A 25,517-nucleotide genomic window follows, 5' to 3' on the forward strand; every position below is an offset into this window, starting at 1 on the left:
TCCTTTAGGGGCGCGGGGCTGTGTCGATATGCGGCTCCGCCGCGTGGGCGCGACCAGCCACGATGCACCCGCAGCGTCAAACCGCCCCCTCCGCGGAGCGGTCGGCTCGCTCAACGCGCACGGCGCACGCCTTGAACTCCGGCATGCGGGACGTCGGGTCGAGGGCCGGGTTGGTCAGGGTGTTGGCCCGGCCCTCGCCCGGCCAGTGGAAGGGCATGAAGACCGTGTCCGGGCGGATGGAGGTGGTGATCCGCGCGGGCGCGGTCGCGCGTCCGCGCCGGGAGACGACGGCAAGGGCGTCGCCCTCCTTGGCACCGAGCCGCTCGGCGAGCCTCGGGTGCAGCTCCACGAAGGCGCTGGGGGCGGCGGCGTTCAACTCGTCCACCCGCCGGGTCTGCGCCCCCGACTGGTACTGCGAAACGACCCGCCCGGTGGTCAACAGCACCGGGTACTCGTCATCGGGCTCCTCAGCAAGCGGCCGATGCGTCACGGCAACGAACCGGGCGCGGCCGTCGGGGGTGGCGAACCGGTCGAGGAAGAGACGCGGGGTGCCGGGGTGGACCTCGGCTACGGCCTTTGGCTCGGCGTCGCCCGGCTGGGCCGCCGCACCAGCGGCCGTGGCTTCGCCCTGCCGGGTGTCCGGCGCACCAGCGGCCGTGGCTTCGCCCGGCTGGGACCCTGACGCTGCAGCGGTCGGGGCCGTACTCGGCAGAGCGCCGGGCTCACCCGGCAGCGCACCGGACGGGGCCTGCGGCCTGGCATCGCCCTGCCGGGCGGCGGCTGCAGCCGGTGGCTCGGCGTCGCCCGGCCAGGTGCCTGCTGGGCCCGTGGGCCCGGCCTCGCCCGCCGGATCGTCCGGCCAGAGGTCGAGGGCGGCGTCCTCGCCGTCCTGCGCCGCGGCGCTCGCTGTGCCGCCCAGCGGCTTCTCTGCCGGGGGCGCGGGGGTGTCGGCGCCCGCTTGTTGAACCTGCGGAGCCTCGGCCGGGCACGGCCAGAACACCCCGTTCTCCTCCGCCAGGCGGCGATACGTGATCCCCGAGTAGTCGGCGGGTCCGCCCGCGCTCGCCCGGCGGAGTTCCTCGAAGATCTCCTCGGCGTCCGTCGGGAAGCCCTTTTCCACGCCCAGGCGGGAGGCCAGTTCGTGCATGACCTCCAGGTCGCTGCGTACGCCCTCCGGAGGAGTGATCGCGCGCCGCCGCAGCAGCACCCGGCCCTCCAGGTTGGTCATCGTCCCTGTCTCCTCGGCCCACTGCGTCACCGGCAGTACGACATCCGCCAGGGCCGCCGTCTCGGACAGCACCACGTCACAAACGGCCAGGAAATCAAGCGACTTGATACGTTCCTCGATGTGCGCGGCACGCGGCGCCGACACCACCGGGTTCGAGGCCATCAGCAGCAGCGCGCGGATGTCCGTACCGAGGGCGTCAAGGAGCTCGTACGCGCTGCGGCCCGGACCCGGGAGCGAGTCCGGGTCCACGCCCCAGACCTCGGCCACATGGCGGCGCGCCGCCGGGTCGTCGAGCTTGCGATAGCCGGGCAACTGGTCGGCCTTCTGGCCGTGTTCACGGCCACCCTGCCCGTTGCCCTGCCCGGTCAGACAGCCGTAGCCGGAGAAGGGGCGCCCGGGGCGCCCGGTGGCCAGGCACAGGTTGATCCACGCGCCCACCGTGTCCGTACCCTTCGACTGCTGCTCGGGCCCGCGCGCGGTGAGCACCATCGCTGACTCCGGCTCACAGAACAGCCGTACCGTCTCCCGGAGTTGAGGCACGGACACCCCCGTGATCCGCTCCACCAGCTCCGGCCAGTGCGCCATCGCCGCGGCCCGTGCCTCCTCCCAGCCGCTCGTACGCTCCTGGATGTACGCCTCGTCCGTACGCCCCTCCGCCACCACCAGGTGCAGCAGGCCGAGCGCGAGGGCGAGGTCCGTACCGGGGCGGGGGGCGAGGTGCAGGTCCGCCTGCTCGGCGGTCCGGGTGCGGCGCGGATCGATGACGATCAGCTTGCCGCCGTTGGCCTTGAGCTCGGTGAGATAGCGCAGAGCGGGCGGCATCGTCTCGGCGAGGTTCGAGCCGACGAGGATGACGCAGCCGGTCTTCGGGATGTCCTCCAGCGGGAACGGCAGCCCCCGGTCCAGACCGAACGCCTTGATCCCGCCGGCCGCAGCGGACGACATGCAGAAACGTCCGTTGTAGTCGATCTGCGAGGTGCCGAGCACCACGCGGGCGAACTTCCCGAGCGTGTACGCCTTCTCGTTGGTCAGCCCGCCGCCGCCGAACACCCCGCACGCGTCCGGGCCATGCTCCGTACGCGTGCGGGACAGCGCCTCGGCGATACGGCCCAGCGCCTCGTCCCAGGTGGCGGGCTCCAGGACCCCGGAGTTCCGGACCAGCGGGGAGGTGAGGCGGACGCTCGATGAGAGCACCGCCGGCGCGGTACGGCCCTTGCCGCACAGCGCGCCGCGGTTCACCGGGAAGTCCGGGCGCTCGACCACCGCGACGCCCCCGTCCTGCTCGGGCGTGAGATTCATTCCGCACTGCAGGGCGCAGTACGGGCAGTGGGTGGGCGTCACGGTGTTCTGCATACCGTCCAGCGTGCGTCGCACGTGTTACGCACCGCAACGCGTCCCGTTACACGGCAGGCACGGGGACCTCCCCGTGGGGGCGCAGGCGGCGTGAGGGGCCGGAAGCGCGACGCCTGAGGTTCCTGTCGTGAACCTGTTCAGAAGCTGTCGATGTGCTGTCGGTCCAGTCATGTGACTTGTTTTGCCAGTGACGCGGACCACATTGAACGTTGAAGCTGTTCGGGTCGCCATCGCGCACGTGTGGTGCGGCCTGCAATATCTCCGAACGGTGTTCGGCATGTCGAACGCCGTGTGTCAGCGTTCAGTCGCCCGAGGCACCTTCTCCCCACACAGCCAGGAGGTCTGTGAAGCATGCCCCTGAGCCATCTGTCCCCCCAAGACAGGGCCCTTTTCTGGCAGTTCGGCCAAGGCCCTGAAGTCCCCGTCCCCGACCCCCTCGTCCACCACGCCGTCGAACGGCGGGCCGCCACCGCGCCGCACGCCGTCGCCGCCGAGCACCAGGGCACGACGATCACGTACGGCGAGCTCAACCGCCGTGCCGACCGGCTCGCGGCCAGACTCGTACGGGAGGGCGTACGGCCCGGCGATCACGTCGGCCTCTTCGTACGCCGCTCCATCCCGATGCTCGTCGGACTGCTCGGCACGCTGAAGGCCGGCGCCGCGTACGTACCGCAGGACATCGGCCTCACTCCCGCCACCCAGTTACGGCACGTCATCCGTACCGCCGGAACGCGGGTCGTCCTCACTCAGACAGAGCACACGCTGCGGGTGCCTCTGCCTGACACCGGACACCGGCTGATCACGCTGGACGACGATCACCTCGCCTCCGAGGGGCCGGTCCGGCTCGAGCGGCCCGTACGCCCGGACGACGGGTGCTACGTCCTGTTCACCTCCGGCACGACCGGCAAGCCCAACGGCGTGAAGGTCACCCACCGCAACGTCGCGAACATCCTCCTCACCGCCCCCGGTGACCTCGGCATCCGCTCCGGCGACCGGGTCGCCCAGCTCCTCAACATCGCCTTCGACATGGCCGCCTGGGAGATCCTCGGCTGCCTCGCCCACGGCGGCACGCTCGTCGTCCGCGGCAAGGACGTCGCGGCGGCGGCCCGTACGGCGGACGTGCTGATCGCGACGCCGACGGTGCTGTCCGGGATCGACCCGGCGAGCTGCCCCCATGTGCGGACGGTGGCGGTCGCGGGGGAGCCGTGCCCCCGCCCGCTCGCGGACGCCTGGGCCCGGCGGTCCGCGTTCCACAACTCCTGCGGGCCGACCGAGACGACGATCGTCAACACGATGCGCCGCCACCAAGTGGACGACCCGCTGCTCACGATCGGCCGACCCACCCCCAACAACACGGTGTACGTCCTCGACGAGCACCGGCGTCCCCTGCCCATCGGGGAGGTCGGCGAGATGTGGGCCGGCGGCGACTGCGTATCGGCGGGCTACCTGCACAACGACGCGCTCAACGCCGAGCGGTACGCCCCCGACCCCTTCCTCGGCGGCGGACGCCGGATGTTCCGTACCCGCGACCTCGGCCGCTGGACGCCCGACGGCGAACTCGAGCATCTCGGCCGTACGGACGACCAGGTCAAGGTCCGCGGCTTCCGCGTCGAACTCGACTCCGTCTCCTCGGTACTGGAGTCGGTGCCAGGCTGCTCCCGCGCCGTCACGCTCAAGCGGGACGCCCGCAGCCTGGTCTCCTTCGTCTGCCCGGCCGACGTCGACCCGGACACGGCCCGGCGCGCGGTGTCCGACGCGCTGCCGTACTACTGCGTGCCGGCCACGGTCCTCCCACTGGCCGCGTTACCGGAGACGGACCGGGGCAAGGTCGACCGGGCGGCACTGCTGCGGCTGGCGGAGGAGCGGGAGGCTGTGCGCGAGGGCCCGCGCGAGGCCTCGCGGGCGGCGACGGTTCGTGACGAGGGAGCACCTCTGCTGCAGGTGTCTGTGGTGCGAGAGGGGGCGGCCTGATGACGTCGTCCGTCGAGACCTCGTCCCCGAAGAGGTCGTCCGTCGAGCCTCTGGCCGCCGGGAACTCGGCCACCGAGTCCCCGGCCGTCCAGCCACCGGTCGTCGAGGCTCCGTCCGTCGAGCCCCGGGCAGTTGAGTCCCGGGCCGCTGAGCATTCGGCCGTCGAGCCCCGGGCAGCTGAGTCCCGGGCGGCTGAGCCCTCGGCCGTCGAGGCCCCGGCCGTCGGGGCGGCGCGCGCCGAGGCCTTGGCCGTCGAGACCCCCAGGGCCTCGTCCGCCGGAGCCCCGTCCGCTCCCGCGGACATCGCCGAGCTTCCTCCGCTCACCTCCGCACCCCGTCGCCTCCTCAAGCACCCCCGCCTGATGCACTACAACCGCCTGGCGGCCCTGGTGCTGTTCGCCAACCTCGGCTTTCTGGCGGTGAGTTGGGCGCCGAGCGCCGAAGCCATCGGCTACGCGTCCCTCGTGAATCTCGCGCTCGCCGTGGTCGTACGGCAGCAGTACGTCATCAACCTCTTCTTCCGGCTGGCCACTTGGGCGCCGACGAGCTGGCCGTTGAAGGTGCGGTGGACGCTCGGGAAGGTGTACCACTTCGGTGGACTGCACGTGGGCGGGGCACTGGCGGGAGCGGTGTGGTTCCTCGCGGGGGCGGTCGTGGTGACCGTCGACGGCGCCAACGCGCCGCTCATCACGGTGAGTTGGATACTCGTCGCGCTGCTCGTCGGCATCGTCGCCACCGCCCTGCCGCCCTTCCGCTCCCGCTTCCACGACCACTTCGAGAAGATCCACCGCTTCGGCGGCTGGAGCGCCCTCGCACTGTTCTGGACGCACACACTGCTGGGCGCCCAGGGCCCGGTCGCCCTCGGCGTCCTGGCCGTGGTCACCTTCAGCGTCGCCCTGCCCTGGCTGCGGCTGCGCAAGGTGGACGTACGGATCGAACGGCCCTCCTCGCACGTCGCGCTGGCCCGCTTCGACCACGGTGTGACCCCCTTCGCGGGGTCCTCCACCGCCATCAGCCGCAGCCCGCTGAAGGAGTGGCACTCCTTCGCCAACGTGCCCTCGCCCGGCCGGCCCGGCTTCCGGCTGACGATCTCGCGCGCGGGCGACTGGACAGGCTCGTTCATCGACGACGCGCCCCCGAAGGTCTGGGTCAAGGGCATCACCACGGCCGGGGTCGCCAATATCGAGACCTTGTTCAGCAAGGTGATCTACGTCGCCACCGGCAGCGGTATCGGTCCCTGCCTGCCCCATCTGCTGGCCGCCGAGGTGCCCTCACGGCTCGTGTGGGCGACGCGCGATCCCCGTAAGACCTACGGCGACGACCTGGTCGACGAGATCCTCGCCGTCCAGCCGAACGCACTGGTCTGGGACACCTCGCAACACGGCAAACCGGACATGGTGCGACTCGCGTACACCGCGTACCGCGACTTCGGTGCCGAAGCTGTCATCTGCATCTCCAACAAGAAGCTGACCTGGCAGGTCGTGCACGGTCTCGAACGGCGCGGCATTCCCGCGTACGGCGCGATCTGGGACTCGTAACGGACTGTCTGGGAAGGGAAGCTGATGAACAACCTCAAGATCGAACGCCATGGCCGCGTCGTCACCGTACGACTCCACCGGCCGCACGTCCTGAACGCCCTCAGCAGCGAGCTGATGGCCGAACTCCTCGACGTACTGCGCCCGTTGGACCGTGACCCGGACGTCGGCTGCTTCGTCGTCACCGGTTCGGAGAAGGTCTTCGCGGCCGGTGCCGACATCAAGGAGATGGCCGGGAAGTCGGCCGTGGACATGGCCGCGGAGGACTACTTCGCGGGCTGGGAGGAGTTCGCCGGATTCCGTACGCCGAAGATCGCCGCCGTCAACGGCTATGCGCTGGGCGGCGGTTGCGAACTCGCCATGATGTGCGACCTGATCATCGCGGGCGAGTCGGCGGTCTTCGGCCAGCCGGAGATCAAGCTCGGCGTGATCCCCGGCATCGGCGGCACTCAGCGGCTGACCCGCCTGGTCGGCCGCGCCAAGGCCATGGACCTGATCCTCACGGGCCGCACGATGGACGCCCGTGAGGCGGAGAGCTCGGGCCTCGTGTCGCGCGTCGTTCCCGACGAACGGGTCCTGGCCGAGGCGACGGAAGCCGCCGAGACCATCGCCTCCTACGGCCGCCCGGCCGTCACGGCGGCCCGCGAGTCGGTCGACCGCGCCCTGGAAACCGGCCTGCGCGACGGGCTGCTTTTCGAACGGCGCGTGTTCCATGCGCTGTTCGCGACGGAGGACCAGGGGGAGGGGATGAGCGCGTTCATGGAGAAGAGGGCGCCTGTTTTCAAGGGGCGCTGAGGAGTGAGTCGGGCGAGTCCGGCGAGTCGGGTGAGTTGACCCGGTGAGCGGGGTGAGCTGATCCCGGTGAGTGAGCGGGGGCGGCGGACGGGGTTTCGGTCCGCCGCCCCCGCGTCATGTGCGGGTTGTGGGGCCGGGTCCCGTAGGGGGAAGGCGGGGGTCGGGTCAGGGCGGTGCCCGGATGCCCGGGGTGCCCTCGGACCGAGATCGTCGAAGCATGACGACATCGGGGACTAGGACGAAGAAGAAGGGGCGCCGTGCTCTCACGCGGGTCACTGCGGGAGGTGTGCCTCGGCTACCGGCTACCTGGCCGTCGCCAGGGCTCGCGACACCCCCGGTTCCTCCCGACCCAGGAACCGCGGATTGGGCTCGAACACCGCCTCCGTCGCCGCCTTGCTCGCCGCGAAGAGTTCGCGGACGGCGCCGTAGTACCAGACTCCGTCACGCCGGTCGCCCTGGGCGGGGACGCCGTACGACGTGACGCCCGCCTCCTCGCACAGGGCTACCGCCCGCCGGATGTGGAAGCCCTGGCTGATGAGCACGGCCTCGTCGACGCCGAAGATCTTCTTGGCGCGGACGCAGGAGTCCCAGGTGTCGAAGCCGGCGTAGTCGCTGACGATGCGCCGGTCGGGGACGCCGCGCTCGGTGAGGTAGGTGCGCATGGTGTCGGGCTCGTCATAGTCTTCCCGGCTGTTGTCGCCGGTGACCAGGACGACCTCGATACGGCCCGACCGGTACAGCTCGGCCGCCGCGTCCAGACGGTGGGCGAGGTACGGGGAGGGCCGCTCGCCCCGCAGTCCGGCGCCGAACACCATCGCCACGTCGGTCCGCGGCACGTCCCCGATCGTGCCCAGCCGGTCGTCCGCCGCAAGGAACAGCCAGGTCGAGGGGAGCAGCGCCAGTACGCACCCGAGCATCACCGCCTGCACGGTCCGGCGCTGCCCCGTACGGGTGCGCGGCAGCCGCGGTTTCAGCAGCGGAAGGAGGCGCAGCAGCCGCGGTCGACGCCACCGCAGCCGGGCCGGCCTCAGCTGCAGCATCCGGTATCCTCCCAGGTCAGTGGCCTCGTCGTAGAGAACGTGGGGGAGGGTGATCCGGTTCCCCTCCGGCCCCGGGCCACCTCACGACCGCCCTCGCCCCGCCGTGAACCCCCGGAAAACACCTGTCATTCCCGCGCAACGGGGCGGCAACGTCGTACCGCCACCATCAGTTCATGACGGCGTCGAACCCTCCGCGCGACGAGTCCACCACACGCCCCGGTGGCCAGCATCTCTGGGGCGCTCACCTCGACAGTACGGCGCAACTGATGAACCGGATCACCAGCCAGCTCGGCAGCCAGCTCAGCCTCGTCTCGCCCGACGGGACGCGGCGTTCCGCGCCGCCCGCGCTCGTCCTGGTGGGCCACGGCAGCCGTGACCCGAGGGCGCTGAGCACCATCCGTGCGCTCATCGAGAAGGTCCGCGAGCTGCGCCCCTCCCTGCCCGTACACCTCGGCCACATCGAGCTGAACGAGCCCCTGCTGCCCGACACGCTCGCCTCCCTCGGCACCGGCGACGCGGTCCTCGTACCGCTGCTGCTCAGCCGCGGCTACCACGTCAAGCAGGACATCCCGGAGGCCGCGGCCGCCGCCCCGGCGAACACCAGGGTCGCCGCGCCGCTAGGCCCCCACCCCCTCCTCGTGGAGACGCTGCACGAGCGTCTGGTCGAGGCCGGCTGGCGAACGCGGATGACCGACACGGACCGCCGCACCAGCGGAATCGTGCTGGCCGCCGCCGGCTCCCGCGACCCCGAAGCGGCCATCGACACCCGCCGCGCCGCGGGCCTCCTGGCCGAGCGCCTAGGCGTCCCGGTCATTCCCGCGTACGCCTCAGCCGCCACACCCACAGTCCCGCACGCAGTCCGCGCACTGGCCGCCCGAGGCCGCCACCGCATAGCAATCGCCTCCTACTTCACAGCCCCCGGCCGCTTCTCCACCGAGTGCGCAGAGGCGGCCCCCTGGATAGCAGCGGCCCCCTTGGGCGCCCACCCATCGATGGCCCGCCTGGTCCTACACCGCTACGACCAGGCCCTAGCGGCTCAGACCACTACGGCGGCACCCCAACTGGCGTCTGCTTGAGCCCGGCGCCCGCTGGGAGTGGCGCCCGCCAGAACCTTGCGCTCGGCTGAACGGGGCGTCCGCCTGAGCCTGGCGTTCGCCTGGAACTGGCGTCCGCCCGAGCCTGGCGTTCGCCTGGAACTGGCGTCCGCCTAATACCTCCGGGCGACGGCAGCGCCCCTGAAAGGGGCGCGGGGCTGTGACATATGCGGCTCCGCCGCGGGGCGCGACAAGCCACATACAACCCGCACCCGCCAGCGACACAGAACCCGGCAGACGAGTAGGCACCCCAAACCGGCGGCGCCAAATGTCGCTGCCGACGCTTAATGTCGAGACATGGCAGGCACCGCACCAAGGGCACCCGAAGACCACGCCGGAGGCAACGCGCACGACGGCGCGTTCGACGGCGCGTACGACGAGGCAGCCGTCGAGCGTTGGGCCGGCGAACCCGACAAGCGCCCCGGCCGCACCGCCTTCCAACGCGACCGCGCCCGCGTACTGCACTCCGCCGCACTACGCCGCCTCGCGGGCAAAACCCAGGTCGTCACGCCCGGCACCAGGAGCGAGGCCTGGGACGCCAGCCCCCGCACGCGGCTGACGCACTCCCTGGAGTGCGCCCAGGTAGGCCGCGAGCTGGGCGCAGCCCTCGGCTGTGACCCGGACCTCGTAGAGGCGGCCTGCCTCTCCCACGACCTGGGCCACCCACCCTTCGGCCACAACGGCGAACAGGCCCTGAACGAGTTCGCGCAAGACTGCGGCGGCTTCGAGGGCAACGCCCAGTCCCTGCGACTACTGACCCGCATCGAACCCAAACGCTTCGTCAACAGCCCCGCTGTGACATCAGCTTCCCCCACGCTCGAACGTGGCTCGCGCGGGGGCACCCCCATCGCGGCGGGCGACAGCGTCATCAGCGTCGGCCTCAACCTCACCCGCGCCGCCCTCGACGCCGCCACCAAGTACCCATGGCCGCGCGGCGCCCACCCCACCGACCCCATGTCACCGAAGTTCGGGGTCTACGACGACGACCGCCCGGTCTTCGACTGGGTCCGCAAGGGTGCCCCCGACGACCGCATCTGCTTCGAGGCCCAGGTCATGGACTGGTCCGACGACGTGGCGTACTCCGTGCACGACGTCGAGGACGGACTGCACGCCGGCCATATCGACCCCGGCTGCCTGTACGCGGAGCCCGAGCGGCAGTCGGTCTTCGCGGTGGCGATCGGCCGGTACGTACCCGCCGACACCGACCCCGCCGAGCTGGCCGAAGCCCTCGACCGCCTCCTCGCCCAGGAGTGGTGGCCGCACGGCTACGACGGAACGGCCGTGGCGCAGGCCCGCCTGAAGGACGCCACGAGCCAGCTCATCGGCCGCTTCTGCCTGGCCGCGGAGGGCGCCACCCGGGCGGCGTACGGCACGGGACGGCTCACGAGATACGCCGCCGAGCTGGTCGTACCGAGAAGCGCGCGCCTGGAGTGCGCGGTCCTCAAGGCGGTAGCCGACCGGTACGTCATGCAACGCGCTGAGCAGGAGCGACTGCGAGCCGACCAGCGAATTGTGGTAGCCGAACTGGCCGAATCGCTGACGGCCCGAGCCCCCGAGGGCCTGGACCCCCAGTTCCGCGCCCTGTTCGAGGAGGCCCCGGACGACAGAGCCCGTAAACGCGTGCTGGTCGACCAGATCGCCTCCTTGACGGACGCGTCGGCACGCTCATTGCACGCACAGCTGACGTCCTAGCCCGTCCGGCGCTTGAGGACGAGGCCGAAGGCCGATACGGGGGCCTGGGGGCGGAGCCCCCAGTTACGGGAAGGGGCGGGGCTGGGGAAAGAAAGCCCGCCGCAGGCGCCACCCACGCGTGACCCCCGTGGCCTGATCGGGCCACTCCCCCTTCCCGCACCACGCCACGTGCGGGAGGCTCAGACGTAGCGGCATATTTACGAGGAGGCATCAAGTGGTCGACGCGGATCAGACATTCGTCATCGTCGGAGGAGGGCTGGCCGGCGCAAAGGCGGCCGAGACGCTCCGCACGGAGGGCTTCACCGGCCGCGTGATACTGATCTGCGACGAGCGCGACCACCCGTACGAGCGCCCCCCGCTCTCCAAGGGCTACCTGCTCGGCAAGGAGGAACGCGACAGCGTTTTCGTCCACGAGCCCGCCTGGTACGCCCGCAACGACATCGAGCTGCATCTCGGCCAGACCGTAGACGCGGTCGACCCGGCCGCGAAGACGGTCCACTTCGGCGACGACGGCACCCTCGTGCGCTACGACAAGCTGCTGCTCGCGACCGGCGCCGAGCCCCGCCGACTCGACATCCCCGGGACGGGCCTGGCCGGCGTCCACCATCTGCGCCGCCTGGCCCACGCCGAGCGCCTCAAGGGCGTCCTCGCCGCCCTCGGCCGCGACAACGGCCACCTCGTGATCGCGGGCGCCGGCTGGATCGGCCTGGAGGTCGCGGCGGCGGCACGCGAGTACGGCGCGGAAGTCACCGTCGTCGAACCAGAGCCGACGCCGCTGCACGCGGTCCTCGGCCCGGAGATCGGCCAGATGTTCACCGAGCTGCACGCCGAGCACGGAGTCCGTTTCCACTTCGGCGCCCGGCTCACCGAGATCATCGGCCAGGACGGCATGGTCCTGGCCGCCCACACGGACGACGGCGAGGAGCACCCGGCGCACGACGTGCTCGCCGCGATCGGCGCCGCCCCGCGCACGAGCCTCGCCGAAGCCGCGGGCCTCACCCTGGTCGACCGGTCCCAGGGCGGCGGCATCGCGGTCGACGAACGGCTGCGCACCTCGGACCCCGACATCTACGCGGCCGGCGACGTGGCCGCCTTCCACCACGCCCTCTTCGACACCCGGCTGCGCGTCGAGCACTGGGCCAACGCCCTCAACGGCGGACCCGCGGCGGCCCGCTCGATGCTCGGCCGCGAGCTGACGTACGACAGGGTGCCCTATTTCTTCTCGGACCAGTACGACGTCGGGCTCGAGTACTCGGGCTGGGCGCCCCCCGGCTCGTACGACCAAGTGGTGATCCGGGGAGACGCGGGCAAGCGGCAGTTCATCGCCTTCTGGATGAAGGAGGGCCGAGTGCTCGCCGGGATGAACGTCAAGGTGTGGGACGTCACGGAGCCGATCCAACAGCTGATCCGCTCAAGGGCACAGGTGGACATGGAGGCACTCGCGGACCCGCATGTTCCGTTGGAAAGCCTGGTCTCGTGACAGACGGACGTACTCGGACGTACTCGACTGCCACACCACCCCCGTGCTGCAATTCCCGGGGGACAACCCCCGGACCCCCCGCCGAAAAGCCGCTCGCTCGCCTCAGGAGTGTCAGTTCTGCCCCGTAGAATCAACGCGTGGCCGGAAGGATCAACGACGAGGACGTGAAGGCGGTTCGGGACGCGGTTCCGATCGACGCCGTGGTGTCCGAGTACCTCCAGCTGAAGGGCGCGGGCGGGGGCAACCTCAAGGGCCTGTGTCCGTTCCACGACGAGAAGTCGCCCTCCTTCCAGGTCAGCCCGAGCAAGGGGCTCTTCCACTGCTTCGGCTGCCAGGAGGGCGGCGACACCATCGCCTTCGTGATGAAGATCGACCACCTCTCCTTCTCGGAGGCGGTCGAGCGCCTGGCCGGCCAGGCGGGCATCACGCTGCGGTACGAGGAGGGCGGCTACAACCCCTCCCACCAGCGCGGCGAGCGCATCCGCCTGGTCGAGGCCCACAAGATCGCGGCCCAGTTCTACATCGAGCAGCTCGACACCAGCTCCGAGGCCGACACGGGCCGTAAGTTCCTCGCCGAGCGCGGCTTCGACCAGGCCGCCGCCACCCACTTCGGCGTCGGCTACAGCCCCCAGGGCTGGGACCACCTCACCCGCTATCTGCGCGGCAAGGGCTTCACCGACAAGGAGCTCCTCCTCTCCGGCCTCGCCCAGGAGGGCCGCCGCGGCCCCATCGACCGCTTCCGCGGTCGGCTGATGTGGCCGATCCGCGACATCGCGGGGGACGTCGTCGGCTTCGGCGCCCGCAAGCTCTACGAGTCGGACAACGGCCCGAAGTACCTCAACACCCCCGACACGGCGATCTACCGCAAGTCCCAGGTCCTGTACGGCATCGACCTCGCCAAGCAGCACATCGCCAAAACCAGCCGGGCCGTGATCGTCGAGGGCTACACCGACGTCATGGCCTGCCACCTGGCCGGAGTGACCACCGCGATCGCCACCTGCGGCACGGCCTTCGGCGGCGACCACATCAAGATCCTCCGCCGTCTCCTCATGGACAACGGCAGCGCGCGGGTCATCTTCACCTTCGACGGCGACGCGGCCGGACAGAAGGCGGCCCTGCGCGCCTTCGAGGACGATCAGAAGTTCGCCGCCGAGACGTACATCGCCATCGCGCCGGACGGCATGGACCCCTGCGAGCTGCGCCTGGCGAAGGGCGACGAGGCGGTTGCCGACCTGGCCGAACCGCGCACCCCGCTCTTCGAGTTCGCGCTCCGCCAGATCGTCGCGCGCTACGACCTCGAGACCCCCGCGGGCCGCGCCGCCGCCCTCGACGAGGCGGCGCCCATCGTGGCCCGTATCAAGAACAGCGGCGCCCAGCACGAGGTCGCCGTACAGCTCGCGGGCATGCTCGGCATTCTGGACACGCAGTTCGTGGTGAAGCGGGTGGCGCAGCTGGCGCGCTGGGCCCGGGACCGCGGCGGCAGGGGCCCGGCGCCGACGTCGAGCCGTCAGCCCTCGTACGACATGGCCCCGCGCCAGGCCCCCTCGGGCCCCGCCCTCAACCTCCGCAACCCCGTCTACGCCACCGAGCGCGAGCTGCTCAAACTCGCCCTCCAGCGCCCCGAGTTGGTATCGCCGGCCTTCGACGCGTACGGGATCGACGAGTTCACCGCCCCGCCGTACGCGGCCGTGCGTCAGGCCGTCATGGACGCGGGCGGCGCGGAGTACGGCGTCCAGGACCCCCAGGAGTATCTGATCCGGGTCCGCGAGGCCGCCCCGGACAACGCGGTCCGCGCCATGGTCACGGAGCTGGCCGTGGAGGCCATCATGCGCAAGACCGTCGACGAGCTCTACGCGGGCGACCAGCTCGTCATGGTGCGCCGCCGCGCCGTCGACCGCCGCATCCACGAGGTCCAGGGGACTCTCGCCCGGGCCAGCGCCCAGGGTGACCCGGCCCATCTGGCCGCCGTACAGAACGAGTTGTGGGTCCTCCAGCAGTACGGACAGGCCTTGCGTGAACGGGGCGCGGCAGCGCTCTGACCGGGGCTTGTGCCCTCTGTGACGTCTCCTCGTACGTGTGGGTAACCACCCGGTCACAGACCGGACTCAAAAAGTCACCGCACGCCCCTCGTGGCGAGGATGTGTCGTACTCCACACTGGTTCCGGTGCCTGAGTCCTCGGAGCGCGGCCGACCCGAACGCGACGGGTCCTCCATCCCCGCGGTTCCGCTCAACGTGTACGGGACGGATGGCGGCGCGGCCGCCGAGTCCGTTCGCGAAGTACCGCTGCCGTACGCCTCAGCAGCGATCATCCTGGAGGTCGCCCCCGTGCAGACCCAGACCCTGACCCAGACCGAGACCACGACGGACGCGGAGGCGGACGTCATCCCGGCGGTTCCGCAACAGAGCCGTGTCGCGCACCATCCCGAAACCGAGGCGGGAGGCCCGCCGCACGATCCCGACGAGCCGCCCGCCGGCGCCGTAGGGACGACGGTCGTCGAGACCGAGGCCCCCGAGCAGCCGCCCGTCGAGACGCTGCCACCCCGTGGCCGTACCGCCGACACCGGCGGCCCGTCCTCGGACCTCTTCCGCCAGTACCTGCGCGAGATCGGCCGTATCCCCCTCCTCACTGCCGCCGAGGAGGTCGAGCTCGCGCGCCGCGTCGAGGCGGGCCTCTTCGCCGAGGAGAAGCTGGCGCGCACCCCGGCTCCCGAGCTGAACAGCCAACTCGCCCTGGACCTCGACAAGTTGGTGGTCATGGGGCGGATGGCCAAGCGCCGCCTCATCGAGGCCAACCTGCGGCTCGTGGTCTCGGTCGCGAAGCGGTACGTGGGGCGCGGGCTCACCATGCTCGACCTCGTCCAGGAGGGAAACCTGGGCCTGATCAGGGCCGTCGAGAAGTTCGACTACGCCCGCGGCTACAAGTTCTCGACGTACGCGACCTGGTGGATACGCCAGGCCATGTCCCGTGCCCTGGCCGACCAGGCCCGGACCATACGAGTCCCCGTCCATGTCGTCGAACTGATCAACCGCGTCGTCCGCGTCCAGCGCCGCATGCTCCAGGAACGCGGCTACGAGCCGACCCCCGAGGAGGTCGCCGGCCAGCTCGACCTGCCCAGCGAGCGGGTCAGCGAGGTCCTGCGCCTGGCCCAGGAGCCCGTGTCCCTGCACGCGCCCGTGGGCGAGGAGGACGACGTCGCGCTCGGCGACCTGATCGAGGACGGCGACGCGACATCTCCCGTGGAGTCGGCGGCCTTCCTGTTGTTGCGGGAGCACCTGGAGGCGGTGCTGTCGACCCTGGGCGAACGTGAACGCAAGGTCGTTCAACTCCGCTACGGCCTCGCGGACGGGCGCCCGCGCACGCTGGAGGAGATCGGCCGCATCTTCGGCGTCACACGCGAACGAATCCGCCAGATCGAGTCAAAGACCCTGAACAAGCTCCGGGACCATGCGTTCGCGGACCAGCTGCGGGGTTACTTGGACTGAGGGGGATGTCGCCCCCGCCGCCCTTACCCGTCCCATCCCGGGGTTCCGCCCGCGGGACCCCACCAGGGCTCCGCCCCCGGGACCCCACCAGGGCTCCGCCCCTGTACCCCGCTGGGGCTGCGCCCCAGGCCCCTATCGGCCTGGCGGCCTCGTCCTCAAACGCCGGGCGGGCTGAAATCAGCCCGCCCGGCTGAAAGCAGCGCCGTCCGGCGGAAAGCCAGCCCGCCCGGTGGCACCGGCTCGGGGCGGCCCTCGGCGGGCGGGCAAGGCGCCGACCGGGAGGCGTCGCGTGCGCGGCCTCGGCATGCGCCCTCGGCCGATTGCCCGCCGAGGCCGCGGCCCGGCGAAAATCAGCCCGGCCAGCGCAAAATCAGCCCGTCCGGCGTTTGAGGACCGGGGGTCCGGGGGTTGGCCCCCGAAACGGGGTCCGGGGCGGAGCCCCGAGCGGGGTCCAGGGGCGCAGCCCCCGGTGGGGTCTAGGGCGAAGCCCGGTGGACGGGAATGGGTAGGGGCGGCGGGGGCGAAACCAACCCCCGCGAACCCCCGGCGGGAACCGTCACTCCACCTCCACCACAGCCTCCGCAAACTGCGCCTGATACAGCCGCGCATAAGCCCCCTCCGCCCCCAACAACTCCTCGTGAGCCCCCTGCTCCACAATCGCCCCGTTCTCCATCACCAAAATCGTGTCCGCATCCCGAATCGTCGACAACCGATGCGCGATCACAAACGACGTCCGCCCATGCGCCAGCTTCGCCATCGCCTTCTGGATCAGGACCTCGGTCCGGGTGTCGACCGAGCTCGTCGCCTCGTCCAGCACCAGGATCACCGGATCGGACAGGAACGCCCGCGCGATCGTGATCAGCTGCTTCTCACCCGCGCTCACCCCCGACCCCTCGTCATCGATCACGGTGTCGTAGCCATCCGGCAGCGTACGAATGAACCGGTCCGCATGCGCGGCCCGCGCCGCCTCCTCGATCTCCCCGCGCGTCACCTCGCGAGAGGCCCCGTACGCGATGTTCTCCGCGATCGTCCCCCCGAACAGCCACGTGTCCTGGAGCACCATCCCGATCCCGGCCCGGAGTTCGTCGCGGGACATCTTCGCGACGTCGACGCCGTCGAGCGTGATCCGCCCACCGGTGACCTCGTAGAACCGCATCAGCAGATTCACCAGCGTCGTCTTGCCCGCCCCCGTCGGGCCCACGATGGCGACCGTGTTGCCGGGCTCGACCTTCAGGGACAGGTCCTCGATCAGCGGCTTCTCGGGGTCGTAGCGGAAGGAGACGTTCTCCAGCGCGACCCGCCCCCGCACTTCCTCCGGCCGAACCCCGGGCACGGGATCCGCCTCCTGCTCCTCCGCGTCGAGCAGCTCGAAGATGCGTTCCGCCGACGCGATCCCCGACTGCACGAGGTTCGCCATCGACGCGACCTGAGTCAGCGGCATCGAGAACTGCCGCGAGTACTGGATGAAGGCCTGCACATCACCGATCGACAGCGCACCGGACGCGACCCGGAGTCCGCCGACCACCGCCACCAGCACATAGTTGAGGTTCGACACGAACATCATCAGCGGCTGCATGATCCCGCTGTTGAACTGCGCCTTGAACCCGGCCTCGTACAACTTCTCGTTCTGCTCCGCGAACTGCGCCGCCGACTCGTCCTGCCGCCCGAAGACCTTGACGAGCGTGTGCCCGGTGTACATCTCCTCGATGTGCGCGTTGAGCTTGCCGGTGGATCGCCACTGCTGCACGAAGTGCGGCTGCGAGCGCTTGCCGACCGACTTGGCGACGACGTACGACAGCGGCACCGTCACCAGCGCGACCAGCGCCAGCAGCGGCGACACCCAGAACATCATCACCAGGACGCCGACGATGGTGAGCAGCGAGTTGACGAGCTGGCCCATCGACTGCTGAAGCGTCTGACCGATGTTGTCGATGTCGTTGGTCGCCCGGCTGAGCACCTCACCGCGCTGCCGCTGGTCGAAGTACGACAGCGGCAGCCGCGACAGCTTCGTCTGTACGTCCTCGCGCATCCGGTACACGGTCATGTTGACGGCCCGGTTGACCAGCCGCGTCGCCACGGCCATCAGCAGCCCGGCCGCCGTGAACGCCAGTAGCGCGAGCCCCAGTACCTCACCGACCGCGGTGAAGTCGATGCCCTTGCCCGGTGTGAAATCCGTACCGGAGAGCATGTCGGCCACACCGCCGTCGCCCCGCTCTCGCATGGACTCCAGCACCTCGGCCTTCGTGGCGCCCTCGGGCATCTCCCGTCCGACGACGCCCGCGAAGACCAGGTCGGTCGCCCGCCCGAGGATCCACGGGCCCAGCACCGACAGGCCCACACTCAGGAAGACGGCGAGCAACATCCCGTACATCGTGGCCCGTTCGGGCCTGAACTGAGCGAGCAGCCGTTTCCCGGATCCCTTGAAGTCCATCGACTGCTGGTCGGGGCCGCCCCCGGCCATCATCCGCGCCATGGGCCCGGCCATCAGGCTGCCTCCGCTTCCGTCAGCTGGGAGAGCACGATCTCCCGGTAGCACTCGTTGTCCGCCATCAGCTCGTGGTGGCGGCCCGTCCCCACGACCCGCCCCTCGTCGAGTACGACGATCCGGTCGGCGTCACGGATGGTCGACACGCGTTGCGCGACGATCACGACGGTCGCCTCGGCGGTCTCCCGCGCCAGCGCCGTACGCAGGGCCGCGTCCGTCGCGTAGTCGAGCGCGGAGAACGAGTCGTCGAAGAGGTAGATCTCCGGGCGCTGTACGAGGGTTCGGGCGATCGCGAGCCGCTGCCGCTGACCGCCCGACACATTCGTGCCGCCCTGCGCGATGGGGGAGTCGAGCCCGTTCTCCAACCGCTGCACGAAGTCCTTGGCCTGCGCCACCTCCAGCGCGTGCCACAGCTCCTCGTCGGTCGCGGCCGGATTCCCGTACCGCAGGTTCGTGGCCACCGTGCCCGCGAAGAGATACGGCTTCTGCGGTACGAGGCCCACGGTCCGCGCCAGCAGCCGCGGTTCAAGGGTCCGTACGTCCACGCCGTCGACGAGGACCTCACCGTCCGTGGCGTCGAAAAGCCGCGGGACCAGCCCGAGAAGCGTCGACTTGCCGCTGCCGGTCGACCCGATCACCGCGGTCGTCTCACCGGGCCGCGCCACCAGGTCGATGGACTTCAGCACCGGCTCCTCGGCGCCGGGGTAACGGAAACCGGCCCCGCGCACCTCCAGATGACCGTGCCGCCGCAGTTCCCGTACAGGCGCCTTCGGAGGCACGACACTGCTCTCCGTGTCCAGGACCTCTTGGATGCGCTCGGCGCAGACCTCGGCACGCGGCACCATCATGAACATGAAGGTGGCCATCATCACGGCCATCACGATCTGCATCAGATAGGCGAGGAACGCGGTCAGCGCCCCGATCTGCATCCCGCCGCTGTCGATACGGTGCGCACCGAACCACACCACCGCGATCGACGAGACGTTCACCACCGTCATGACGATCGGGAACATCAGCGCCAGAATCCGCCCGGTGCCCAGCGACACCTCGGTGAGCTCGACGTTGGCCTTACGGAAGCGCTCCTCCTCGTAGGTGTCCCGGACGAAGGCGCGGATGACGCGGTTGCCGGTGATCTGCTCGCGCAGCACCCGGTTCACGTTGTCGAGCCGCTCCTGCATGGTGCGGAACAGCGGGCGCAGCCGCCGCACGATCAACGTCACGCTGATACCGAGGACAGGCACGACGGCGACGAGCACTCCGGACAGCTGTACGTCCAGACCGAGCGCCATGACGATGCCGCCCACGCACATGATGGGCGCCGACACCATCAGCGTGAACGTCATCAGGGCCAGCATCTGCACCTGCTGCACATCGTTCGTGGTGCGGGTGATCAGCGACGGCGCCCCGAAGCGGCCGACCTCACGCGCGGAGAACGACTGCACCCGGTCGAAGACGCCGGCCCGGATGTCCCGGCCGACCGCCGAGGCCGTACGAGCCCCGTAATAGACGGCCCCGATATTGCAGACGACCTGCACCAGCGAGATGCCGATCATCAACGCGCCGAACGTCAGGATGTAGCCCGTGTCCCCCTTCACCACACCGTCGTCGATGATGTCCGCGTTCAGGGTGGGCAGATAGAGGGTGGCGCAGGTCTGGAGGAACTGCAGCAGCACCAGTAAGGCGATGGCCTTCTTGTACGGCCTGAGATGGGCACGCAGGAGTCGTATGAGCACGCTGGTCTCTCGGAGTCGGCGACAGGGGTGAGTGGTGACGCACCACGCCTCATCGTCGAACATTCCACCGGCGTTACCCCAACCAATTAAGCCAACAGCGTTCCAAGAACCTCCCAAACCGTCCGGAACGCCCGACTCCGGCTTTGTGTGGTGATCGTCGGTCGGGGTGGGCGGTTGTGGGTCGGGGGGCACGCGGGTCGGTGGCGCGTGGCCCGCGGATTGGGGCGTATGGCCGCCGGTTGGGGCGTACGACCGTGGGTTGGGGCGTACAGCCGTGGGTCCAGGCGTGCGGCCGTACGCCGGGACGGTCCGGTCCGGTCCGGACCATCCCGTCCCGTCCCGTCCCGGACAGGTCAGAGCCTGACCGCGCCCGGGTGCGTCTGGTCCCGTACCGACGTGTACTGCTGCCGCACCGCCGCCCCCACCGCCACATCGTCACCGGGGTCCAGGATCTGCGCGGTCGCGCCCTGCCAGACGGGCGGCTGCCGCGGATCGAGGGTGCCCTGCGAGGCGCCGAGCGCCCAGGCGGCCTGCCGCGCCGCGCCGATCGCCGCGTAGTCGGCGGACTGCGGCACCACAACCTGCGTGCCGAGCAGCGCGGGCGCGCAAGCCTGCACGGCCGGCAACTCGGCGGCAGGACCCAGCAGAAAGATCCGCCGCACCTCAACTCCCCGCCGACGCAGCACGTCCAGCGCGTCCGCGAGCCCGCACAACATGCCCTCGAACGCCGCCCGCGCCAGATGCTCGGGCCGCATCGACTCCCGCCGCAACCCCGCCAACGTCCCCGCCACATGCGGCAGATCGGGCACCCGCTCGCCCTCCAGATACGGCAGCAGTACGAGTCCATGGGCGCCCGGCGTCGACTTCATCGCCAGGTCCGACAGGCTCTCCAGGTCGGGCAGCCCGAGGAGTTCGGCACTCCCGCGCAGTGTCCGTACGGCATTCAGGGTGGTGACGACCGGCAGATGCATCCCCGTCGCGTCCGCGAGCGAGGTGATCATCCCGGACGGATCGACCAGCGCCTCATGGTGTACGGCCATCACGGACCCGGAGGCGCCGAGCGACACCACCGCGTCCCCGAGCCCGATCCCCAGGCCGAACGCCGCGGCCATCGTCTCGCCGGTCCCCGCCGAGATCAGCAGCCCCTCGGGCGTCGTCCCCGCGGCCTCCGCCGGACCGAGCACATCCGGCAGCAGCGCCTGATGCCCCAGTGCCAGCTCGACCAGATCGGGCCGGTACGCACCGTTCACCGCGCACCAGTACCCCGTACCCGAGGCATCGCCCCGGTCCGTGGTCCGGCGGGCCGGTCTGCCCAGCAACTGCCACACCAGCCAGTCGTGCGCCTGCATGAGCATGGCCGTCCGCAACGCGGCATCCGGCTCGTTCTTCACCATCCAGCGCAGCTTCGTCACCGGCTGTGCCGCCCCCGGCACGGTGCCCACGGCCTGCGCCCACGCCTCCCGGCCACCGAGCGCGTCGACCAGTTCGGCGGCGCAGACCTGCGCCCGCTTGTCCCCGCCGACCAGCGCCGGACGCACCGTATTGCCCTGTGTGTCCAGCGGAATGAGCGCGCTCTGCTGCGCGGACACACCGATGGCCTGGACACCTTCGAGGAGCCCGCCGCCCGCCGCTTCGCCCAGGGACAGCAGCCAGGCCTGCGGGTCCACGTCGGAGGGCCGACCGCCCTCAGCGCCGTCGAGCGGATGCGGGGCATACCCCTGCCTGAGCACGGCTCCGCTGTCCGCGTCGCAGACGACGATGCGAGTGAAATCGGGCGAACTGTCCAGCCCGGCGACTATCCCCATGGCGGAAATTCTGCCGTACCGCCGGACCTCACGGCGCCGCTCTGCCGGAGGCCCTCGTACCGCTTGTGCCCTGACCTGCTATATGTCACCGGTATCGAGCCCCGCACGTGGCGCAGGGCACTCCGTTGTACGTGTTACGCGCCACCCGTGCACCTACGTGTTGCTGGTGCCCCAGTCGTCGTGAGCCGCCGCTCCGTTCGTGTTCCGCTCGCGCAGATGCCGTACGCGCTCGGCCACCGAGTCCGGGACACGGTCACCGACCCGCTCGCTCACCACGTGGTAGGCCTTGCCCGCGAACTGCCGGCCCTGCTGGGCGGCCGACTCGGCGGTGTTGCGCACCGCGGGGTTCTGCGCGATCTCCCGCGCGGACTTCTTCAACTGCTCGTAACGCTCACGCCCGGCTCGTGTGCCCAGGACGTACCCCAGGGCCAGTCCGGCAACGAACGTCAGTCGATAGCGCATGACGGCCACCCTTCCCTTGAGTCGGCATCGGTCGCGGCGGAGGAACCGATTGGCGAAGCACCCCCCTGCTTGCGCTAATGTATGTGTCGCAGCGAGCGCCCGCCCTCTGGCGAATACCCAGGGAGGTACGTTCGATGCAGCGAGACAATCCTCCGTAGCTCAATTGGCAGAGCAGCCGGCTGTTAACCGGCAGGTTACTGGTTCGAGTCCAGTCGGGGGAGCTCGATCTTCCGTAGCTCAATTGGCAGAGCAGCCGGCTGTTAACCGGCAGGTTACTGGTTCGAGTCCAGTCGGGAGAGCAGCGGAAGAGGACCCCTCAGGGGTCCTTTTTCATGCCCGGCGGAACCGCGCGGCCTGCACCGCAGTCCTCATGGTCGTGCGTAGCCGACCAGCCGAAGCAGGAGATCGTATGAGCGGCTATGCTGCGGCAGACGGCGCGCACAAATGTGCGCGACGCGCCGTAGACGGGGCGGTAGCTCAGCCGGTTAGAGCAGCGGACTCATAATCCGTCGGCCGTGGGTTCGAGTCCCACCCGCCCCACCTGTGCAGGCCTCTGACCTGCGAAAACGTTCATTTTCGGGTGCCGGAGCGTCAACTTTGCCCGAACGGACTGAATCCGCTGCTCGCGAGTTCGGGATCTCGCCGGTCTGTGGTGCTCGGAAGTGTTTTGATCGCTCTGACCTGCGACGGAACAGGTATTCAAGGCTGTCGTCGGCCTCCGGATCCGCTGCCCCGGGGGCTCGAAGCCAAGGTCCAGGGACCAGACAGGGACCAAGACGGTGCCGACACCATGCGTCGCGTGTGTGGGATCCAGGGTCGGGGCGCTTCTCATCCGCTGGCTGTGCGCCGCCGTCCGCGATGTTTCCGGTCGGCGCCGGGCGCACCGGGCGTAGTGGATGGTGGTGCGTCTTGGTGCTGCCGGTGGCGGGACGGCGCGTGTTGCTGATGGCGGGGCCGATCGGCGATCCGGGTACTGAGGATCCCTGCGCCGGAGAGTGGTGGTCGCCACTGCTTCTCAGTGACCGCGGCGCCGTCGAGCGCCCTGGGCTGTCCGGAAACGGCCCGAACAGAAAACGGCCCCTCCGGGATACTCGACGGCTTTCGGGCCGTCGAGATCGAGTGTGGTTGAGGTGATCGGACAGGGAGCTGCGGAGAAGGCAGAGCAGATCGACCCTGTTCGGGAGCCACCGCCCGCCGTGGCTATGCCTATCCGTGCGCGCTGACGCTGGCTCGCGCACGGCCGGTCCGCCGGCAGGCGACCAGCTCACGCTTCAAGGCACCCCGGCCCTGGAAGAACAGGGCCTGGTAGATCGCCTCGTGCGAGATCCGCACGGAATCGTCCTCGGGGAAGTCGGCCTTCAACCGGTTCGCAATCTGCTCCGGGCTCCACGACGTTGCCCACCCGCGATCCTGTCGGCGAGCCTTGCTCCGGCCCTTCCACGGCGGAACCTCGGGGCCCGCCACGGACTGTCCACCCGGGAGACAGACGGCGCCGGACAGCCGGTCCTGGTACGCGCTCCGCCACACGATCATGAACGGGAGCACCCTCCGCTCGGGCGACCCGGCAGGCATCGAGCAGGAGATGTCGCCCCCGCTCACGCTCTACCAGGCCCTCCGCACTGTGATGGTCGGTGCCGCCGAGTCCCTCCGCGGGGCCGGCCCGGACCGCTGCTGTTTCGGCATCACGCTCCACACCACCCGTGACCGGGTGATCCAGGCCACGGGTATCGTCAGCGCGGACACCGATCGGGACACCCGTCTAGGGACGATCGGCCGCCGGATCCTGGCCGGCCTGCTTCAGCCCAGGCGGCAGCGGGTCAGCACCCGCAAGGTCAAGTCACCGATGTCCCACTGCAGCGAGCGCCACGCCGCCGGCCGGCCCGACAGCAGCCGCACCATGACCCGCCTCAACGTCACCGTCCCCGAACCCGTGGATCAACCCGCGCTGCCCACGGCTTTCCCGGGACGACCGGCACGCTACCCCTGCCACGCGGCGCCGACACCGCACCCTGACACTCCACCAGGAAGACCCCACTCGCTTCTGGCAACCCCGTGAAATCGCTGCCCACTTCGGCGACGTCAGCCCGGGGAGCATGTACAGGCAACTGAATCGGTGGGCCGCCAGCGGCTTCGTCCACAAGTCCGGACCCGGTCTCTACGCCGCAACACCATGACCCCCAGCCCCACTTGCGTGACCAGCGAAAACGCTAACTACCCCGGCCTTCGGGGAGGCCTCCACCGCCCAACGGCCGCCTCATTGCACAGAACCATGCCCAATAGGGCAACCAACCGGTTGGTTGCCCTATTGGGCATGGTTCTGTAGTGTCGGATCATCCGATCGGTTGGCTCGGTGCTCAGCCGCTGCGTGACCAACCGCGCTGAGCCGGAAGGCCCCTTCGGCCCCGGAACCCAGAAACGAGCAAGGAGCACACCGTGCCTATCGACGTTCACTTTCGCAGCGGCGGTATCACTGTCGCGGGCCACCTCTACCTTCCGGAGGATTACAAGGAGGGTCAGAAGCGGGCCGCCGTGGTGACGGTGGCCCCGGGGGGCGGGATCAAGGAGCAGACTTCCGGTCGCTACGCCCGTGAATTGCGCGACCGGGGTTTCGTTGCCCTGGCCTTCGATCACCGGTCGTATGGCGAGAGCGAAGGCTTTCCCCGCTACGACGAGGACCCGTTCGCGAAGATCGAAGACATCAAGAACGCAGTGAGTTATCTCCGTAACCGCCCGGAGGTGGATCCGGACCGTATCGGCGCTATGGGCATTTGCGGCGGGGGTGGCTATGCGCCCGCCGCGGCAGCCACCGATCGCCGGATCAAGGCCGTCGCCACTGTGAGCGGAGTGGGGGATCAGCGTGGCGTGTTTCACGAGCAGACAGGTTCCGACCACGGTGTTCTGGTCGCCATGCTGGAGGCTTGCGGTGCGGCCAGGCAGGCGTTCTCACGCGGAGACGAACCCACGTATTGGCCCCTCATCCCGGGCCCGGAGGTCGAGAACGCGTTCGCTCCCCTCAAGGAAGCTCCGGACTACTACTACGACTCAACGCGCGGGGCTCACCCCCGATGGGAGAACAAGACGCTGGCCTGGTCGCTGGAGAAGCAGCTGACCTTTTCCGCATTGGATGTGGTCAGTCTCATCGCGCCACATCCCCTTCTGCTGATTGTCGGCACCGAATCCACCAGCCGGTCTCACAATGAAGCGACGTACGCGGCTGCCGCGGAACCCAAGGAGCTCTTCCTGATCGACGGGGCCTCGCACCTCGACCTGTACGATCTGGACCAGTACGTCAAGCAGGCAGCCGACAAATTGGCAGAGTTCTTCAGCCAGAGTCTGTGACTCACCTTGCTCCGGTAGGCA

General features: G+C 70.0%; 16 protein-coding genes, 3 tRNA genes and 1 pseudogene. 13 read left to right on the plus strand and 7 right to left on the minus strand.

Annotated elements, in window-relative coordinates; all coding sequences use genetic code 11:
* Positions 1-76: 76 nt before the first annotated feature.
* Positions 77-2,581, minus strand: coding sequence for a molybdopterin-dependent oxidoreductase (locus tag OHT21_RS32200; protein WP_328771783.1), 2,505 nt, complete (start codon positions 2,579-2,581; stop codon positions 77-79).
* 351 nt (positions 2,582-2,932) lie between these two features.
* Here OHT21_RS32200 and OHT21_RS32205 point away from each other — a divergent pair, with 351 nt between their 5' ends.
* From OHT21_RS32205 to OHT21_RS32215, 3 genes are read left to right on the plus strand one after another with little or no spacing between them, the layout of a single operon-like run.
* Positions 2,933-4,552: an amino acid adenylation domain-containing protein gene (locus tag OHT21_RS32205; protein WP_328771784.1), complete on the plus strand. Its 1,620-nt coding sequence runs from the start codon at positions 2,933-2,935 to the stop codon at positions 4,550-4,552.
* Positions 4,552-6,090 (plus strand): hypothetical protein, encoded by a 1,539-nt coding sequence (locus OHT21_RS32210; protein WP_328771785.1) that lies wholly within the window; start codon positions 4,552-4,554, stop codon positions 6,088-6,090. Before OHT21_RS32205 ends, OHT21_RS32210 begins: the two co-directional genes overlap by 1 nt.
* Before the next feature lie 24 nt (positions 6,091-6,114).
* Complete coding sequence (locus OHT21_RS32215) at positions 6,115-6,882, plus strand: enoyl-CoA hydratase-related protein (RefSeq protein ID WP_328771786.1); 768 nt, start codon at positions 6,115-6,117, stop codon at positions 6,880-6,882.
* 302 nt (positions 6,883-7,184) lie between these two features.
* On the opposite strand, the gene OHT21_RS32220 is transcribed toward OHT21_RS32215, so the two are convergent.
* Entirely contained in the window at positions 7,185-7,799 is a 615-nt protein-coding gene (locus OHT21_RS32220) for a SanA/YdcF family protein (protein WP_328774301.1), read from the minus strand.
* Between the two features lie 296 nt (positions 7,800-8,095).
* On the opposite strand from OHT21_RS32220, the gene OHT21_RS32225 reads away from it, so the two are divergent.
* The 5 genes from OHT21_RS32225 to OHT21_RS32245 all read left to right on the plus strand — a co-directional run bounded on the left by OHT21_RS32225 (position 8,096) and on the right by OHT21_RS32245 (position 15,672).
* Positions 8,096-8,998 carry a sirohydrochlorin chelatase gene (locus OHT21_RS32225; RefSeq protein WP_443050461.1) on the plus strand — a complete coding sequence of 301 codons (903 nt, stop codon included), beginning with the start codon at positions 8,096-8,098 and terminating at the stop codon, positions 8,996-8,998.
* Between the two features lie 315 nt (positions 8,999-9,313).
* A complete protein-coding gene (locus tag OHT21_RS32230) occupies positions 9,314-10,708 on the plus strand; it encodes a deoxyguanosinetriphosphate triphosphohydrolase (protein ID WP_328771787.1) in 1,395 nt (464 codons plus the stop codon).
* 214 nt (positions 10,709-10,922) lie between these two features.
* Entirely contained in the window at positions 10,923-12,188 is a 1,266-nt protein-coding gene (locus tag OHT21_RS32235) for an NAD(P)/FAD-dependent oxidoreductase (protein WP_328771788.1), read from the plus strand.
* A gap of 137 nt (positions 12,189-12,325) precedes the next feature.
* Positions 12,326-14,227, plus strand: coding sequence for a DNA primase (dnaG, locus tag OHT21_RS32240; RefSeq protein WP_328771789.1), 1,902 nt, complete (start codon positions 12,326-12,328; stop codon positions 14,225-14,227).
* 125 nt (positions 14,228-14,352) lie between these two features.
* Positions 14,353-15,672, plus strand: coding sequence for an RNA polymerase sigma factor (locus OHT21_RS32245; RefSeq protein ID WP_328771790.1), 1,320 nt, complete (start codon positions 14,353-14,355; stop codon positions 15,670-15,672).
* A gap of 556 nt (positions 15,673-16,228) precedes the next feature.
* Here OHT21_RS32245 and OHT21_RS32250 read toward each other — a convergent pair.
* The 4 genes from OHT21_RS32250 to OHT21_RS32265 form a co-directional block, all read right to left on the minus strand.
* Positions 16,229-18,157 carry an ABC transporter ATP-binding protein gene (locus OHT21_RS32250; protein WP_328771791.1) on the minus strand — a complete coding sequence of 643 codons (1,929 nt, stop codon included), beginning with the start codon at positions 18,155-18,157 and terminating at the stop codon, positions 16,229-16,231.
* Positions 18,157-19,890: an ABC transporter ATP-binding protein gene (locus OHT21_RS32255; RefSeq protein WP_328771792.1), complete on the minus strand. Its 1,734-nt coding sequence runs from the start codon at positions 19,888-19,890 to the stop codon at positions 18,157-18,159. Before OHT21_RS32255 ends, OHT21_RS32250 begins: the two co-directional genes overlap by 1 nt.
* Before the next feature lie 353 nt (positions 19,891-20,243).
* Positions 20,244-21,695 carry an FGGY family carbohydrate kinase gene (locus tag OHT21_RS32260; RefSeq protein WP_328771793.1) on the minus strand — a complete coding sequence of 484 codons (1,452 nt, stop codon included), beginning with the start codon at positions 21,693-21,695 and terminating at the stop codon, positions 20,244-20,246.
* Positions 21,696-21,848: 153 nt separating this feature from the next.
* Positions 21,849-22,157 carry a YtxH domain-containing protein gene (locus OHT21_RS32265; protein ID WP_328771794.1) on the minus strand — a complete coding sequence of 103 codons (309 nt, stop codon included), beginning with the start codon at positions 22,155-22,157 and terminating at the stop codon, positions 21,849-21,851.
* A 148-nt stretch (positions 22,158-22,305) separates the two neighbouring features.
* On the opposite strand from OHT21_RS32265, the gene OHT21_RS32270 reads away from it, so the two are divergent.
* From OHT21_RS32270 to OHT21_RS32280, 3 genes are all read left to right on the plus strand, one after another.
* Positions 22,306-22,378, plus strand: a tRNA-Asn gene (locus tag OHT21_RS32270).
* Between the two features lie 5 nt (positions 22,379-22,383).
* A tRNA-Asn gene (locus tag OHT21_RS32275) sits at positions 22,384-22,456 on the plus strand.
* 167 nt (positions 22,457-22,623) lie between these two features.
* Positions 22,624-22,697 (plus strand) — tRNA-Ile (locus OHT21_RS32280).
* 693 nt (positions 22,698-23,390) lie between these two features.
* Here OHT21_RS32280 and OHT21_RS32285 read toward each other — a convergent pair.
* Positions 23,391-23,678, minus strand: a pseudogene (locus tag OHT21_RS32285) (IS30 family transposase); the annotation flags it as partial.
* A gap of 10 nt (positions 23,679-23,688) precedes the next feature.
* Here OHT21_RS32285 and OHT21_RS32290 point away from each other — a divergent pair.
* Together OHT21_RS32290 and OHT21_RS32295 are read left to right on the plus strand one after the other, a co-directional pair.
* The gene (locus OHT21_RS32290) at positions 23,689-24,213 is read left to right on the plus strand and encodes a hypothetical protein (protein ID WP_328771795.1); all 525 of its coding nucleotides are present in this window, start codon (positions 23,689-23,691) and stop codon (positions 24,211-24,213) included.
* A 377-nt stretch (positions 24,214-24,590) separates the two neighbouring features.
* Positions 24,591-25,496 carry an alpha/beta hydrolase gene (locus OHT21_RS32295; RefSeq protein ID WP_328771796.1) on the plus strand — a complete coding sequence of 302 codons (906 nt, stop codon included), beginning with the start codon at positions 24,591-24,593 and terminating at the stop codon, positions 25,494-25,496.
* Positions 25,497-25,517 lie beyond the last annotated feature (21 nt).

The organism is Streptomyces sp. NBC_00286 (assembly GCF_036173125.1).
Taxonomy (GTDB): domain Bacteria; phylum Actinomycetota; class Actinomycetes; order Streptomycetales; family Streptomycetaceae; genus Streptomyces.

Coding starts and splice junctions, on each gene's coding strand:
- OHT21_RS32205 (WP_328771784.1), top strand. CDS start 2,933: ATGCCCCTGAGCCATCTGTCCCCCCAAGACAGGGCCCTTTTCTGGCAG.
- OHT21_RS32250 (WP_328771791.1), bottom strand. CDS start 18,157: ATGGCCGGGCCCATGGCGCGGATGATGGCCGGGGGCGGCCCCGACCAG.
- OHT21_RS32260 (WP_328771793.1), bottom strand. CDS start 21,695: ATGGGGATAGTCGCCGGGCTGGACAGTTCGCCCGATTTCACTCGCATC.
- OHT21_RS32265 (WP_328771794.1), bottom strand. CDS start 22,157: ATGCGCTATCGACTGACGTTCGTTGCCGGACTGGCCCTGGGGTACGTC.
- OHT21_RS32220 (WP_328774301.1), bottom strand. CDS start 7,799: ATGCTCGGGTGCGTACTGGCGCTGCTCCCCTCGACCTGGCTGTTCCTT.
- OHT21_RS32290 (WP_328771795.1), top strand. CDS start 23,689: ATGAACGGGAGCACCCTCCGCTCGGGCGACCCGGCAGGCATCGAGCAG.
- OHT21_RS32230 (WP_328771787.1), top strand. CDS start 9,314: ATGGCAGGCACCGCACCAAGGGCACCCGAAGACCACGCCGGAGGCAAC.
- OHT21_RS32215 (WP_328771786.1), top strand. CDS start 6,115: ATGAACAACCTCAAGATCGAACGCCATGGCCGCGTCGTCACCGTACGA.
- OHT21_RS32225 (WP_443050461.1), top strand. CDS start 8,096: ATGACGGCGTCGAACCCTCCGCGCGACGAGTCCACCACACGCCCCGGT.
- OHT21_RS32210 (WP_328771785.1), top strand. CDS start 4,552: ATGACGTCGTCCGTCGAGACCTCGTCCCCGAAGAGGTCGTCCGTCGAG.
- OHT21_RS32200 (WP_328771783.1), bottom strand. CDS start 2,581: ATGCAGAACACCGTGACGCCCACCCACTGCCCGTACTGCGCCCTGCAG.